Source organism: Sinorhizobium chiapasense, assembly GCF_036488675.1.
Classification (GTDB): Bacteria; Pseudomonadota; Alphaproteobacteria; order Rhizobiales; family Rhizobiaceae; genus Sinorhizobium; species Sinorhizobium chiapasense.
Window position 1 is genome coordinate 37,266 of record NZ_CP133152.1, and the last position, 15,111, is coordinate 52,376.

Annotated in this window: 12 protein-coding genes and 1 tRNA gene; 11 read left to right on the forward strand and 2 right to left on the reverse strand. The window is 64.8% G+C overall.

Annotated features, from left to right (window positions below; translation table 11 throughout):
* Window positions 1–42 precede the first annotated feature (42 nt).
* The 5 genes from fdhE (at window position 43) to RB548_RS24930 (ending at window position 5,394) form a co-directional block, all read left to right on the forward strand.
* Window positions 43–957: a formate dehydrogenase accessory protein FdhE gene (gene fdhE / locus RB548_RS24910; RefSeq protein ID WP_331376435.1), complete on the forward strand. Its 915-nt coding sequence runs from the start codon at window positions 43–45 to the stop codon at window positions 955–957.
* 48 nt (window positions 958–1,005) lie between these two features.
* Complete coding sequence (gene selA / locus RB548_RS24915) at window positions 1,006–2,418, forward strand: L-seryl-tRNA(Sec) selenium transferase (RefSeq protein WP_331376436.1); 1,413 nt, start codon at window positions 1,006–1,008, stop codon at window positions 2,416–2,418.
* Window positions 2,419–2,477: 59 nt separating this feature from the next.
* Window positions 2,478–3,242 (forward strand): tetratricopeptide repeat protein, encoded by a 765-nt coding sequence (locus RB548_RS24920; RefSeq protein ID WP_331377193.1) that lies wholly within the window; start codon window positions 2,478–2,480, stop codon window positions 3,240–3,242.
* On the forward strand, window positions 3,239–5,236 hold the full coding sequence (gene selB, locus RB548_RS24925) for a selenocysteine-specific translation elongation factor (protein WP_331376437.1): 1,998 nt from the start codon (window positions 3,239–3,241) through the stop codon (window positions 5,234–5,236). Before RB548_RS24920 ends, selB begins: the two co-directional genes overlap by 4 nt.
* Window positions 5,237–5,298: 62 nt before the next feature.
* A tRNA-Sec gene (locus RB548_RS24930) sits at window positions 5,299–5,394 on the forward strand.
* Window positions 5,395–5,556: 162 nt separating this feature from the next.
* Here RB548_RS24930 and uxuA read toward each other — a convergent pair.
* Both uxuA and RB548_RS24940 read right to left on the reverse strand, forming a co-directional pair.
* Window positions 5,557–6,744, reverse strand: coding sequence for a mannonate dehydratase (gene uxuA, locus RB548_RS24935; protein WP_331376438.1), 1,188 nt, complete (start codon window positions 6,742–6,744; stop codon window positions 5,557–5,559).
* 89 nt (window positions 6,745–6,833) lie between these two features.
* Window positions 6,834–7,556 (reverse strand): GntR family transcriptional regulator, encoded by a 723-nt coding sequence (locus RB548_RS24940; protein WP_331376439.1) that lies wholly within the window; start codon window positions 7,554–7,556, stop codon window positions 6,834–6,836.
* 93 nt (window positions 7,557–7,649) lie between these two features.
* Here RB548_RS24940 and uxaC point away from each other — a divergent pair, with 93 nt between their 5' ends.
* The 6 genes from uxaC (at window position 7,650) to RB548_RS24970 (ending at window position 15,015) form a co-directional block, all read left to right on the forward strand.
* Window positions 7,650–9,050: a glucuronate isomerase gene (uxaC, locus tag RB548_RS24945; protein WP_331376440.1), complete on the forward strand. Its 1,401-nt coding sequence runs from the start codon at window positions 7,650–7,652 to the stop codon at window positions 9,048–9,050.
* 107 nt (window positions 9,051–9,157) lie between these two features.
* Entirely contained in the window at window positions 9,158–10,333 is a 1,176-nt protein-coding gene (locus RB548_RS24950) for an extracellular solute-binding protein (RefSeq protein ID WP_331376441.1), read from the forward strand.
* A gap of 332 nt (window positions 10,334–10,665) precedes the next feature.
* Complete coding sequence (locus RB548_RS24955; protein ID WP_408642477.1) at window positions 10,666–11,781, forward strand: ABC transporter ATP-binding protein; 1,116 nt, start codon at window positions 10,666–10,668, stop codon at window positions 11,779–11,781.
* Window positions 11,778–12,656: an ABC transporter permease gene (locus RB548_RS24960; RefSeq protein ID WP_331376442.1), complete on the forward strand. Its 879-nt coding sequence runs from the start codon at window positions 11,778–11,780 to the stop codon at window positions 12,654–12,656. Before RB548_RS24955 ends, RB548_RS24960 begins: the two co-directional genes overlap by 4 nt.
* Window positions 12,657–12,712: 56 nt before the next feature.
* Window positions 12,713–13,555 (forward strand): ABC transporter permease, encoded by an 843-nt coding sequence (locus tag RB548_RS24965; RefSeq protein ID WP_331376443.1) that lies wholly within the window; start codon window positions 12,713–12,715, stop codon window positions 13,553–13,555.
* The gene (locus RB548_RS24970; protein WP_331377195.1) at window positions 13,555–15,015 is read left to right on the forward strand and encodes a mannitol dehydrogenase family protein; all 1,461 of its coding nucleotides are present in this window, start codon (window positions 13,555–13,557) and stop codon (window positions 15,013–15,015) included. Before RB548_RS24965 ends, RB548_RS24970 begins: the two co-directional genes overlap by 1 nt.
* The last annotated feature ends 96 nt before the right edge of the window (window positions 15,016–15,111 follow it).

Sequence of the window (15,111 nt, forward strand, 5' to 3'; positions counted from 1 at the left end):
AGGGTTATATCACGTGGCCCGTCGGGTTCGTGAGGGAGTGTGATGAAACGCAAAGACGCAGCAGCGCCGGATCCCACCGCCATTGGAGAAGTCTCGTCGCCGCCGTTTGCGCGCCTGCCTGATCCGTCTTCGCTGTTCTTCATCCGATCGCTGCGCCTTCGTCAATTGGCCGAAGCGAGCGACCTTGCGCCCTATCTCAACTTCGTAGCCCGGCTCGCTGGAGCTCAACACGATATCCAGGCCGAGCTTCCGCCTGCCGAAGGCCCCGACGCCGCAGCCCTCAAGCGCGCACGAGAGTTCGAGATGCCGCCGCTCCATCGCCATGGGATGGAGGGCGAAGCGCTCAACACGATATTCGACCGTCTGTTCGCAGCCGCTGACGCAATCGAGAAACCGGTGCCGGCCGCCGCCGCGTTGGCACGTGTCGCCGCCGCCGATGCGCAAGCGCGTCTTCTCATGGCCAATACCGTGCTTTCCGGTTCGTTGCCTGCGGACGCGATTGCGGAACACATTTTTGTCTGGGCCGCGCTTCAGGTGCATTTCGCTCGGCTGGCGTCGCTTCTCGACGCCAAGAAGCTCACGCCCGTCGCCGACGGCGTTTGCCCGTCATGCGGCGGCAGGCCGGTATCGTCCATGGTCGTCGGCTGGCCGGGCTCGCACGGCGCGCGGTTCTGCTCCTGCTCGCTGTGCTGCACCTATTGGCACTATGTCCGGATCAAGTGCGTGCTTTGCGGCTCCACCAAGGGGATCTCCTATCGCGAGATCGAGGACCAGGGCGGGACCGTCAAGGCCGAGACCTGCGACGAATGCCATGGCTGGACAAAGATTTTCTACCAGAACAACGAGCCGGCAACGGAACCGGTCGCGGACGATGTTGCGAGCCTGAGCCTCGATCTTTTGATGCGCGAGGGTCCCTATCGCCGTGGCGGATTCGCGCCGCTACTGGCCGGCTTCTGATGCGTCATGCCAGTTTTCGAGTGCTGGCGCGATGCAAGGAGGACTTTGATGGATGCCAATGTCCGGTTGCGCGACATCCCGTCGGTGGACGAGCTTCTGAGATCGGCGGCCCTCGTCGAAGCGGTCGAATGCTTCGGGCGATCGGCCGTTACCGAAGCCTTGCGGAAAGTCTTGGCCACGACCCGGGACGAGGTGCGCAAAGGTGGAGAGGTTCCTCCTTCCGACGCCATCGTCACGGCCGCCGTCACGGCGCTTGAGGAGAATGATCGGTCGACGCTCCGCCCGCTCTTCAATCTGACGGGGACCGTGCTCCACACCAATCTCGGCCGGGCCTTGCTCGCGCAAGCGGCAATCGACGCTGCGACGGAGGCGATGCGCGAAGCGGTGGCGCTCGAGTTCGACCTCGAGAGCGGCAAACGCGGCGAAAGAGACGATCACCTTCGAGCGCTCGTCTGCGAGCTGACCGGTGCCGAGGATGCGACCATCGTCAACAACAATGCCGCGGCCGTGCTTCTGGTGCTGAACAGTCTCGCGGCCGGCAGGGAGGCGATCGTCTCGCGCGGCGAGCTGATCGAGATCGGCGGCGCGTTCCGCATGCCGGACATCATGCTGCGCTCCGGCGTCCGCCTCGTCGAGGTCGGTACCACGAACCGCACCCATGCGAGGGACTATCGCGACGCCATAGGACCCGAGACGGGCCTAATCATGAAGGTCCACACCTCCAACTATCGCATCGAAGGTTTTACCAAGGAGGTCGGCGCCCGCGAGCTTGCCGGCATTGCCCACGAGCGCGGTCTGCCGCTCGTCAACGACCTCGGTTCGGGCACGCTTACCGACCTCGAGCGCTTCGGGCTTGCCCACGAGCCGACCGTTAGCGAAGCGATTGCCGACGGCGCCGACATCGTCACTTTCTCTGGCGACAAGCTGCTTGGCGGACCGCAAGCCGGCTTCATCGTCGGACGCACAGCCTTCATCGAAAAGATCAACAGCAACCCGATGAAACGCGCGCTGCGGGTCGACAAGATCCGCCTTGCGGCGCTGGAAGCGACGCTCAGGCTCTATCGTGACCCGGATCGCCTGGGCGAGCGGCTTCCGACGATGCGGCTGCTTTCCCGTCCGAAGGCGGACATCGGTGACCAGGCGGCGCGGCTGGCATCTTTGATGGAGCGCGCCGTGAAGAGCGCATTCCGCGTTTCGGTCGTGGATTGCGAAAGCCAGATCGGCTCCGGCGCCCTGCCGCTCTCTGCCGTGCCGAGCGCAGGGCTTGCCTTGACGCCGCATTCAGGCAGCGGCCGCACACTTGCCGAACTGGCCGCGGCCATGAGGCGTCTGCCGATGCCTGTCATCGGCCGCATCGAGCGCGGGGCGCTCATCCTCGATTTGCGCTGCCTTGAGGATGAGGACGGTTTCGTCGCCAATCTCGCGCATCTCGATCCGCCGAGCGAAGGACCGCCGTCGTGAGTCTCTTCAGCCGCTTCCTGCGAAGATCGACCGAGAGCGATCAATCCGGCGAGGCGCCGATGGAGAAGGCGCTCGCCGCCGCCCGCAGCGGCGACTACGAGACTGCCCTTGCGACCTGGATACCCTTGGCGCAGGCGGGAAATCCGCGAGCGCAGAACAATATCGGTGCATGCTTTGCTGGTGGACTGGGTGTCGCCCGCGACGCCGAGCTTGCCTACCGCTGGCTCTGTCTCGCTGCCGAGGCCGGCGATCCAGTCGGTCAGCGCAACCTCGCCTCGCTGCTCTTCAAGGGCGAGGGAATCGCACCGGATTATCAAAGGGCGGCGGCGCTCTACCGCAAGGCAGCCGAACAGGATGACGCCGAGGCTCAGGACATGCTGAGCTGGATGCTTTTGGAGGGCGATCTCATCGAGCCCGACTTCGCGGAAGCGCACCGCTGGGCGCTCGCTGCCGCAAAGAACGGCTCCGCTCAGTCGATGACGCGGCTCGGGATGCTCTACCACAATGCCATCGGCGTCGCGCGCGATCCGATCGAGGCGGTCTACTGGTGGGGGCTCGGCGCGCGCGCCGGTGACGCCGACGGGCAGGCGATGCTTGGCGCGGCGTATCATCTGGGACGCGGCATCGCCCGCGATCCCGTCGATGCCTTCGCCTGGCTCTTGAGGGCGCGTGAAGCTGGCAGCGCGCTGGCGACGCCGTTCTTCGACGTCGTTCGTGACGGGCTCGACGCGGAGGAATTGGCGGAGGCCGAGCGCCGCGCCGCGATGTCGCTGCCCGAGACGGCGGATCCGTCCCAGCCTGCACATGGGAGGGGCGAAAAGTGATCGTCGGCACGGCCGGTCATATCGATCATGGCAAGACGTCGTTGATCCGGGCGCTGACCGGTGTCGACACCGACCGGCTGAAGGAGGAGAAGGACCGCGGCATATCGATCGACCTCGGCTTTGCCTACATGCCGGTCGAGGGCGCAGAAACCCTCGGCTTTGTCGACGTCCCGGGCCACGAGAAATTCATCCATACCATGCTGGCGGGCGCCGGCGGCATCGACTTCGTGCTGTTGGTGGTGGCGGCCGACGACGGTGTCATGCCGCAGACGCGCGAGCATCTGGCGATCGTCGACCTGCTCGGCATCGAACACGGCATCGTCGCCATCACCAAGGCCGATCTCGTGTCGGAAGATCGCCTCCAAGAAGTCGAACGGCAGATGCGAGACGAGCTTGCCGGCACGGCGCTTGCCGATGTCTCGATGATCCCGGTATCGGCTGTATCGGGTAGCGGCGTGGCGCTGCTTCGTGATGAAATCGCCGGTGCGGCGCGAACCTTCACGCGACGGCAGGCAACCGGCCGCTTCCGGCTGGCGGTTGATCGCTCCTTCACCATTCAGGGCGTCGGCACGGTCGTCACCGGAACCGTACTTTCAGGACAGGTGTCGGTGGAGGACCATGTCACCATCAGCCCTTCCGGTCTCGACGCCCGGGTGCGATCGATCCATGCGCAGAACAGGCCAAGCGAAACCGGCCGCGCGGGCGATCGCTGCGCGCTGAACCTCGCCGGTCCCGGCATCACGAAGACGGCGGTCAATCGCGGCGACGTGGTCTGCGACCAGGATCTGCATGCGCCGACGAGCCGGATCGATGCGACGTTGCGCGTGCTCGGCTCCGAGCCGAAGCCGATCGGCCACTGGTTCCCGGTGCGGCTTCATCATGCCTCGGTTGAAGTCGGAGCCCGGATCGTCCTTCTGGCCGATGAGCCGGCGGCCCCCGGTGCGCGCACCCGCGTCCAGCTCGTGCTGGAGCGGCCGATCGCGGCGGCGGCTGGAGACCGCTATGTCGTTCGCGACACCTCCGCGCGCCGCACCATCGGCGGCGGTCGGTTCCTGGATCTGCGCGCGCCGGCGCGCAAGCGGCGCACGGCGGAGCGGATGGCGCAGCTCGATGCGCTCTCCCTGACCGAACCGAAAGAGGCAATCGAGGCCTTGCTCGCCGCGCCGCCGTTTTATCTCGACCTCAACGCCTTTGCCCGCGACCGAGCGATCGCTGCAACGGAGGCCGTCGCGCTGACGCAATCGCTCGGTGTCGTGCAACTGCCGCTGGAGGCGACGACGCTCGCCATGTCCGAGACGAGTTGGGATAAATTCCGCAACGATATCCTCGCCCGGCTCAAGGGTTTCCATACCGACAATCCGGATCTGTTGGGAATGGGTGTCGAGCGGCTGCGCACGCAGACGGAGCTTCGCTTGCCGGTGCCGGCCTTTCGGGCGGCATTGCAGGCACTCGCTCGACCGGGAGAGATCGCGCTCGACGGAGCATGGGTCCGGCTTGCCGACCATCGGGTGACGATGACCCTGGCCGACGAACGGCTCTGGCATGATATCAAGCCCCTGCTCGACGGGGCCGAGCGGTTCCGCCCGCCGCGCGTACGCGATATCGCCGGATTGCTGGCGGTGCCCGAGGCGCAGGTCCGCCGGCTCATGAAGCTCGGCAGTCGCATGGGCAAGGTGCACGAGGTGGCGCACGATCATTTTTTCCTGCGCGAGGTGGTGGCGGAGATGGTCGCGGTCATCGTTGAGATCAGTACGGCCGCGGACAAGGGCTGGTTCACTGCGATGCAGTTTCGCGATCGACTCGAGAACGGCCGCAAGGTTGCGATCCAGATCCTCGACTTCTTCGACCGTCACAGCGTCACGCTCAGACGCGGCGATATGCGCCGCCTCAATCGCAACCGTCTGGACCTTTTCGGCAATTTGCCGAATGGTGTGCGTGACAAGGTGGGTGTTTTAGAGCGGGATGAGGAAAGCTGTGAGCGCATCCCGCTCTAACTCTTTGAGGCAAAGCAATTCCGGACGGAAAACCGTTACACACGTTTCCTGGAATTGCTTGAGGAGGAGATTCGTCCCCGGTGGGGCGTCCGGACTTCAAATCCGGGAGGGGTCGAGAGACGGCCTTTGGTGGGTTCGACTCCCACTCTCTTCCGCCATCATCCGGTTCGGCGGGAAGCTCCGGCTGACGACGCCTAAGAGCGCCGTGCGTTCAAGTGAACGCACAAAGGACGCTCTAGCACTTTGGTTCTAGAGCATCTTATCCGCTTCCAGTGATTCCACTTGAAAGGGGGATGCTCTGGCGTTCGTGTCGCCGCCGATCAGGTCGGCGGCGCGCCAAGGGCGTGAAGGATGCCGCGCAGCTCCGCGAGACCACGCAAGCGGCCGATCGCGGGATAGCCGGGCGTGACGCTCTTCTGCAAATCGTCAAGCATCCGGTGGCCATGGTCCGAGCGGAAGACGATGGTATCTTCCGCTCCCCGGCGCTGGTCTTCGGCGACGAGTTCCTTCAGGACATCGACCATCGAGACGTCGCCTTCGAGGTGCGCGCTTTCATGGAAGCTGCGGCCGTCGCCTTCGCGGGTGGTGGCGCGAAGGTGGGCGAAATGAATGCGCGATGCAAACCGCCGGGCGATCTTCGGCAGGTCGTTGTCGGCCCTGACGCCGAGACTTCCGGTGCAGTAGCACATGCCGTTCGCTTCCGAGGGCACGGCGTCGAACAGTGCGGCGTAATCGGCCTCCGTCGAGGCGATGCGCGGCAGGCCGAAGAGCGGACGCGGCGGATCGTCCGGATGAAGCGTCAGCTTGACGCCCCTTGCTTCCGCCGCCGGTGTTACGGCCTCAAGAAATTCGATCAGATGCTGGCGCAGGCGCGCCGCGTCGATTTCCTGATAGGCTGCAAGCCGCTCGCGGAAGGCGGGGATCGTTAGCGGCTCGGTGGTGGAGCCGGGGAGCGCGGAGGTGATGATGCGCGTGATCTCGGCGATCTCCTCCTCCGGCATCGAACCGAAGACGGCCTCTGCCCGCTCGCGGTCTTCTTGCGAGTATTCGCTTTCGGCGCCGGGGCGTTTCAGGACGAAAAGTTCGAAGGCCGCGAAGCGCTCATGGTCGAAGCGCATCGCGGTCGCGCCCGTCGGCGTGACGAAGTCGAGCTCTGTGCGGGTCCAGTCGACCACCGGCATGAAGTTGTAGCAGATGATCTTGATGCCGCAGGCGGCGACGGCTTCGAGACTGGCAATCCAGGCCTCGATCTCGGCCTTCGCCTTTCCGCCCTTGCGCTTGACCAGATCGGGGATCGGTATGCTCTCGACGACCGACCATTTGAGCGGCGTGCGGCCGGCAGGCGTGGTCTCGATGAGCGACTGGCGCTCGCGCACGGCCTTTTCGCTCCAGGCCTCGCCGATCGGCACCTGATGCAGCGCTGAGACGACATTGGTCGCGCCCGCCTGACGCACATCGTCCAGCGTGACCGGCGCATCCGGCCCAAACCATCTCCAGCCCTGCCGCATATTGGTGTTCCTCCTGTCAGCCTTGATTCTTTTGTTGGGGTGGTCTCTTGAGATCGTCTCTCGAGGTTGTCGAGGGGCGCGCTCGCCGTTCAGCTGAAATAGCCCGGATAGAGAAGCCGCAGCTCGTCAATGTCGGGAATGACGGCGCTCAGGTGATGCATCATCGCGCCGCGCGCACGATCCACATCATGCGCCGCGATGGCGTCGCGGATCGTCGTGTGCTCCTCGATGACGCTGTCCATGCGGCCAAGCACCGGCAGCGTCAGGCGGCGGGCGCGGTCGATCTGCAGTTTCACGGTCTTCAGGATGCTCCAGATGCCCGGATAGCCGGCGATCGCCGAGATGGCCTCGTGGAAGGCCTCGTCCTGTTCGTGGAACTGCGATGGCTCGTTGAGCGCGGCGTGGACGCGCTGGCGAGCGATGATCGCATCGAGCCTGGCGATATCGTCGGTGGTCGCGACCTCGGCGGCGTGTTCGACCGTCGTGCGCTCCAGCGATTTGCGGATGACGACGGCTTCGGGAATGGCGGAGACCGGAATGCGCGACACGAAGGTTCCCGATTGCGGGAAGATTTCGACGAGCCCGGCTTCGGCAAGCCTCAGAAGCGCCTCGCGCACCGGCGTGCGGCTGACGCCGAACTCCTCGGAAATGCGCTTCTCCTGCAGGGCGACGCCCGGCTTCATCTGCAGCGAAAGGATCGCGGCATGAAGCTGCTCATAGATCGCCGATGCGGTCGTCACCCGGCGAATCTTGACGCCGCCTGACACTGCGAAAGTCGGCGACGACACATCCGGGCGTTGGCGTTTCGACATGGAGGCGAATTCCATCTGTTGACTCGGTTTTGGATACTAGTATATCAATTCATTCAGATTGCCAATATGGATGAGGGAAGGGAGGCCCCGGAAATGGCATTGCATCCCGATCGGTTGTTTCCGGTGGAGCCGGAGGCGCGGGCCATCGCCCGGCGCCTTTACGATGCTGTCGCTGGCCTGAAGATCATTTCCCCGCACGGCCATACGGAACCGGTCTGGTATGCAGAGGACCGGGCGTTTCCCGATCCGGCGGCGCTCTTCATCACGCCGGACCACTATGCGACGCGCATGCTCTATTCCCAGGGCGTCAGGCTGGAAGACCTCGGGGTCAGGAGACGCGATGGTTCGGGTATCGCTCCCGACGGGCGCTCGATCTGGCGGCTTTTCGCCAAGCATTTCCATCTCTTTGCCGGCACGCCCACGAGGCTCTGGTTCGAGCACTCGCTGGAAGCGGTCTTCGGCATCACCAAGCGGCTGGGACCGGGCAATGCCGACGCCCTTTACGATCGCATTGCAGAGGCGATCGCGACGCCCCAGCTGCGGCCGCGCGCGCTCTACGACAAATTCGGCATCGAAGTGATCGCGACGACAGATGGCGCGCTCGATGATCTTCCGCATCACGATGCGGTTCGTGGTTCGGGATGGCATGGCCGCGTCGTGCCGACCTATCGGCCGGACGCCGTTGTGGATGCCGAGGCGCTGGGCTTCGTCGAGAATGTCGGGAAGCTGCTTGCCCTGACCGGAGAACCCGCAACCTGGACCGGCTATCTCAACGCGCATCGCGCCCGCCGCGCCTTCTTCAAGGCGCGCGGCGCCACGGCGACCGATCACGGCCACGCAACCGCCCGGACGGAAAACCTTTCGCCCGGCGACGCTGCAAGCCTGTTCGAGAAGGTGTTGTCCGGCAAGGCCGGACCCCCGGAGGCAGAAGCCTTCCGCGGCCAGATGCTGACCGAAATGGCGCGCATGAGCCAGGAGGACGGCCTCGTCATGCAGATCCATCCCGGCTCTTACCGTAACCACAATCCGTCGCTGTTTGCGAATTTCGGACCGGACAAGGGCGCCGATATCCCGAAGGCCACCGACTATGTGCAGGCGTTGAAGCCGCTGCTCGATGCGGTCGGGAACGACCCTTCGCTGACCATCATTCTCTTCACGCTCGACGAGACGGCCTATTCCCGCGAGCTTGCACCGCTCGCCGGCCACTATCCGGCACTGCGGCTCGGTCCCGCCTGGTGGTTCTTCGACAGTCCGGAAGGCATGCGCCGCTTTCGCGAGACGACCACGGAGACCTGCGGCTTCTACAACACCGTCGGCTTCAACGACGATACGCGCGCCTATCTGTCGATCCCGGCGCGGCACGACATGGCACGCCGGGTGGATTGCGCCTATCTCGCCCGCCTTGTCGCCGACCACCGCCTCGACGAGGAGGAGGCGCACGACCTTGCGCGCGAACTTGCCTACGGGCTCGCCAAGCGGGCGTATCGCTTGTGAGTCAATTCAAGGTGCTGCAGCGACCTTTGCGCGCCCGGTGAGACGCGCGGCGTTGCAGGGGCCGGCCGCTCGGGAGACGTCCGGCATAACGATGGAGGAGAATGAGAATGAAGATCACACGCAGAAATTTTGTCGGCGGCGTTGCCGGCATGGCGGGGTTAAGCCTGATCCCCACCCGCGGCTTTGCGCAGGCCAAGGCGCCGTCGGCTCCGGTCACGATCACGGTCGTCGACGTTGCCGGTAACCTGGCGCTGACGCAAGGCATGTTCGAGAACTACGCGGCGGCAAAGCCGGAATGGGTGTCGAGCTTCGCCTTCACCAAGGCGCCCGCCCCCGAGCTGCCGTCGAAGATCAAGGCCCAGCAGGCCGCCGGCAAGGTCGATATCGACCTCGTTCTCACCGGCACCGACGCGCTTTCCGCCGGGCTCGACCAGGGGCTCTGGGTGGATCTCGCCGCGCACAAGGCGAGCCTCCCGAACCTTGAAAGCATCCTCCTGCCGCAGGCCTTCAAGATGCAGGCTCTCGCGAAGGACCAGGGCGTCGTCATCACCTATTACCCGTCCGGTCCGCTGATCGAATATATTCCGGAGCGCGTCGCGACACCGCCGAAGACGGCCGCCGAGCTTCTCGAATGGACCAAGGCCAATCCGAAGCGCTTCATGTATGCGCGCCCGGCCAATTCCGGTCCCGGCCGCACCTTCCTGATGGGGCTCCCCTATCTGCTCGGCGACAGCGACCCGCGCGATCCGGTCAACGGCTGGAGCAAGACTTGGGAATATCTGAAGGCGCTCGGCGAAAACATCGAGTACTACGGCACCGGAACGACGCAGGTGATGAAGGAACTCGGCGAGGGCACCCGCGACATCGTCGTCACCACTACCGGCTGGGATATCAACCCGCGCGTGCTCGGCATCGTTCCGGCCGAGGCGAAGGTCGGTACCCTCGAAGGCTTCCACTGGGTGACCGATGCGCATTATGCGGTCATTCCGAAGGGCGTGTCCGAGGAAAAGATTGCCGTCCTTCTCGACGTCATCAACTTCATCCTCCAGCCGCAGCAGCAGGCGATCGCCTTTGACGAGGGCTATTTCTACCCGGGTCCGGCGGCGAAGGGCGTGACGCTCGACATGGCGCCGCAGGAAAGCCAGGACGCCATCGCCGAGTTCGGGCGACCGGAATACGATGACTGGATCGCCAACAACCCGCTCGAGGTTCCGCTTGAGCCGGCGAAGCTCGTCGATGCGTTCCGCATCTGGGACGAACAGATCGGCGCATCGAAGGGCTGAGCAAGCTTTAGATCACGAAGATTTTGGGTCGAATCGACCCAAAATCATAAAACGTGATCGATTCTAATAAGTTAGAGCGGGATGCGGGCGGAAAACCGCACACACTTTTCCTCATCCCGCTCTAGTCAACCGGACGCGACGCCGGCGAACCGTCGGCGCCGCATCCGAACGCTATCGGCCGGGCAGACACCGCACACTGGAAGCGTGGGTGTCGTGACGATCCCGCTGCAGCGCCGCTGTGTTTTTCCAGACACGCAAGGGGACGCTGCAGCACTTCGATTTGCTGCATGTGGGGTCGGCAACCGGAAGCGCACCATGAATAGGAGAATACCTTGACCCTGCCGCTTCAAAACCCAAGACAGGCGCCGACGCAGAAACAAGGCGAGTCAAGACAGGGCGCGCGTCTGGAGCTTGACGGACTGCGCCGCTCGTTCGGCGCCTACAACGCACTCGACGGCATCGACCTCTCGATCGAGCCGGGCGAATTCATCGCGCTTCTCGGACCCTCGGGCTGCGGCAAGTCGACGGCACTCAACTGCGTTGCGGGCCTCTTGCCGCTCACAGGCGGCGAAATCCGCCTCGGCGGCCTGCGGATCGACGAGTTGGAGCCGGAAAAGCGCGGCTTCGGCATGGTGTTCCAGAGCTATGCGCTCTTTCCGCACATGACCGTGCGCCGCAATGTCGGCTTCGGCCTTACCATGCAGGGCATTGGCGGTGCCGAGGCGGACAAGCGAATCAACGACGCGCTCAACCTCGTCCGTCTCGGCTCGCAGGCCAACAAGCTGCCGGGGCAACTGTCCGGCGGCCAGCAGCAGCGCGTCGCCATTGCCCGCGCCGTCGTTATCCGGCCCCCGGTCGTGCTCATGGACGAGCCGCTCTCCAACCTCGATGCCAAGCTCAGGCTCGAGATGCGCGCCGAAATCCGTGGCATCCACGACCAGATCGGCTCCACCACAATCTATGTGACGCACGACCAGGACGAGGCGCTTTCGCTCGCCGATCGCATTGTCGTGATGAGCCAGGGCCGCATCATGCAGATCGGCACTCCTGAAGATCTCTACCAGCGGCCGGTCCATGTCGAGGTGGCGGATTTCATGGGCTTCCGCACCCGGCTTCCCGGACGGGTCCTGTCGGTCTCCGGCAGCGAGGCGGAAATCGAGGCGGCCGGCGCACGGCTCACGGGCACAATGCGCGACCCGCTGAAGCCGGGTAATGCTGCCATCCTTTCCGTGCGCCCGGAAGATCTTGTAGCCGTCGACGGCGGCGACGGAATTCAGGTCACGGTGAACAGCATGGAATATCGCGGCCGCGCCTTCTTCGGCATGGCGCATGCCGCTGACGGCTCGGAACTCTATTTCCGTGCGGATCATGCGTTGCCGCGCGGTGCCGCCGCAAGACTGCAGCCGGTCGCCGGCCGCGCTCTGCTCTTCAAGGGGCAGCCGGCATGAACAGGCCTTCCCTTCGATTGCGGCTCGCCGCCCAGGGTTTCGACGCGACGACGCTGCTCGTCCTGCCCGGACTTGCGGTGATGGTCGCGCTGTTCGTCTATCCGTTTGTTTACGGCATCGTCGATTCGCTGATGCCGCGCGAGGGCGTCTGGTATTCGAACTATACCCGCTTCTTCACTGACCGCTTCCAGTTCGCAACGATCGGCGCGACGCTCTGGCTCGCGCTGCCGGTGACGATCGTCAACATGGCGCTGGCGCTGCCGATTGCCTTTCGCGTGCGGCTGATGAGCCGGCAGCGACTGCTGACGACGATCCTGGTGCTGCCGATCACGCTCGGCACGGTATTCGTCGCCGATGGCCTGTTGACCTTTCTCGGTCCGCAGGGCTGGTTCAACCGTGCCTTGATCCTTGTCGGGCTTCTCGATGCGCCGGTGAAGCTCACCAACAACTATTGGGGCGTCTTCGCCTCGCTGCTGATCACCGGGTTCCCCTTCGCTTTCCTTTTGACGCTCTCCTACGTGACCGGCATCGATCCGGCGATCGAACAGGCGGCCGCAACCCTCGGCGCCGGACCGCGGCAGCGTTTCTTCCGGGTCTACCTGCCGTTGCTCGTGCCGGGCCTCGCCGTCACCTTCTGCCTCGCCTTCGTCCAGGCCTTCGCGGTGTTTCCTTCCGCCGTGCTGCTCGGTGCGCCTGCCGGGCCGACGCGGGTGATTTCGATTGCCGCCTACCAGGCCGCGTTCGAGCAGTACGATCACTCGATGGGGTCGGCGATCGCGATCATCATGGGCCTCGTCGAACTCGTCGTGGTCGTGGCGGTGCTCGCGCTGCGTTCGCTCTTCTACCGCGGCCCCGCGGGCGGCACGAAAGGGTGAGGCGATGCACTTCGACATTTCAACGACATTATTCCAAAGACTAGAAAGGTGACGCCATGATCCGTGACCAGGGCCTTGCCTCCAAGCTGTGGCGCTTCGCCGTGTGGGCGCTTGCCGGCCTTTTCGTCCTCAACTTGATCGGTGTAATGGCCGCCGTGGTGATGAACTCCTTCGCCAGGCGCTGGCTCGGCACGTGGCTGCCGGCGGGCTGGACGACGCGCTGGTATTTCGACGCCTGGAGCGAGTTCCAGCTTTCGAGCGTGGTTCTTGTCACCTTCCAGGTCGTCTTCGCTGTCGTCCTCATTTCCGGAATGATCGGCGTTGTCACCGCCTATGCGCTGGCCCGGCGGGACTTTCCCGGCAAGCGAGCGGTCATCCTGCTCTTCCTGCTGCCGCTCCTCATCCCGCCGCTCACCTACGGCATTCCGCTGGCGACGGTTCTCTATCAGGTCGGTCTCGGCGGTTCGTTCTGGGGTGTGGTGCTGATCAACCTGGTGCCCTCGCTGCCCTTCGTCATCCTTGTGATGATCCCGTTCATCGAGCAGATCGATCCGCGTATCGAAGCCGCCGCGCGCGTCTTCGGCGCGGGTACGGGCAGCCTTTTCCTGCGTATCCTGCTGCCGCTCCTGCTTCCGGGCATGCTGGCGGCGCTGCTTCTCGTCCTCGTGCGCACGATCGCCATGTTCGAGCTGACCTTCCTGATCGCCGGGCCGACAAGCCAGACACTGGTCGTGGCGCTCTATTATGCGGTCTTCGCGTCCGGCGTGCGTGCCAGCCAGTCGATCGATGCGATGGCGGTCGTCTATATGGTGACAACGCTCTTCTGGCTGGTCCTCGCGCTACAGTTCGTCAGCCCGACGCAGATCGTCGCGCGCGCAAAACAACAGCAGGCTTCATGATGCGACTCTCACGACAGACACTCGACCGGTTGCCGGCTACCGTCGAACGGCCGGACTACGATCCCGCCCGGCTTGCCGTCGGCATCGTCCACCTCGGCATCGGCGCGTTCCACCGGGCGCACCAGGCAGTCTTCACCGACGCGGTGCTCGCAGACGATCCTTCCTGGGGGATTTGCGGCGTCTCGCTGCGCAGCCCCGAGACGCGCGATGCGCTCGCGCCGCAGGACGGGCTCTATACGCTCAAGGTCCAGGATGGCGAGGGCGAGGAAGTGCAGGTGATCGGCAGTGTCGTCGAACTTCTCTGCGCGCCGGAGGACCCGGAAGCCGTTCTTGCCCGCATGGCCAACCCGGCGACGCGGATCGTTTCACTGACGATCACCGAGAAGGGCTATTGCCACAATCCGGCGACGGGCAAGCTCGACGAAGGTCATCCCGACGTCGTCCATGACCTTCAAAATCCGGCGCGGCCGAAGTCGGCGGTCGGCTTCATCGTGGAAGCGCTTGCGCGTCGGGCGAGCGCCGGCGTGCCCCCGTTCACGCTGCTCTCCTGCGACAATCTTCCATCCAACGGCCACGTGCTCAAGAACGTCGTGACGCGCTTCGCGGAACTGCGCGATCCGGCCCTCGCCAATATTATCCGCGAGCTTGCCTCGCCGTCGACCATGGTCGACCGGATCGTACCGGCGACGACGGAAAAGGACCGGTCGGACATTTCCGCGGCGATCGGCGTTGTCGATGCCTGGCCGATCGTGACCGAACCGTTCCGTCAGTGGGTGGTGGAGGATGACTTTCCGCTCGGCCGCCCGGCCTGGGAGAAGGCGGGGGTCGTTTTCGTCGATGACGTCGCCGTCTTCGAGATGATGAAGCTGAGGCTGCTCAACGGCAGTCATTCGACGCTCGCCTATCTCGGCTACCTTGCCGGGGCCGAAACGGTCGCCGAAGCCATGGCGCTGCCTGGCATGGAGGCGCTGATCGAAGGATTGATGGTCGAGGAGGTCTCGCCCACCTTGCCGGCGCTGCCGGGTTTCGATCTCGCCGCCTATCGCCGGGCGCTGCTTCAGCGGTTCCGCAATCCGGCGCTGCGCCACCGGACGTGGCAGATCGCCATGGACGGATCGCAGAAGCTGCCGCAGCGACTGCTCGGCACCATCAGGGACCGTATCGCGGCGAAGGCGTCCTATGACCGCCTGGCGCTCGGCGTCGCCGCCTGGATGCGCTACGCGCGCGGCCTGGACGAAAAGGGCGCCGCCATCGATGTCCGCGACCCGCTTGCCGGCCGTATCGCCGCCGCGGCGCAGCCGCTGCCACGGCCCGAAGAGATCGTGGCCGCGCTTCTCCGCGTCACGGAGGTATTCGGCGAAGATCTGTCGTCGGACGAAGCGTTCCGCGACACGCTCGTTCGCACGCTCGCCACGCTGATGTCCAAGGGCGCGGCCGCGGCGGTCAAATCCTTCGCGTGAACCCTGCGGGCAAGCCTCACACAAGATCGCACCGGAATAAGTGTCCTCATCGGCTCTCTCCCCTCGCGCCGGCTTTGGGAGAGCGGCCTCACTCGG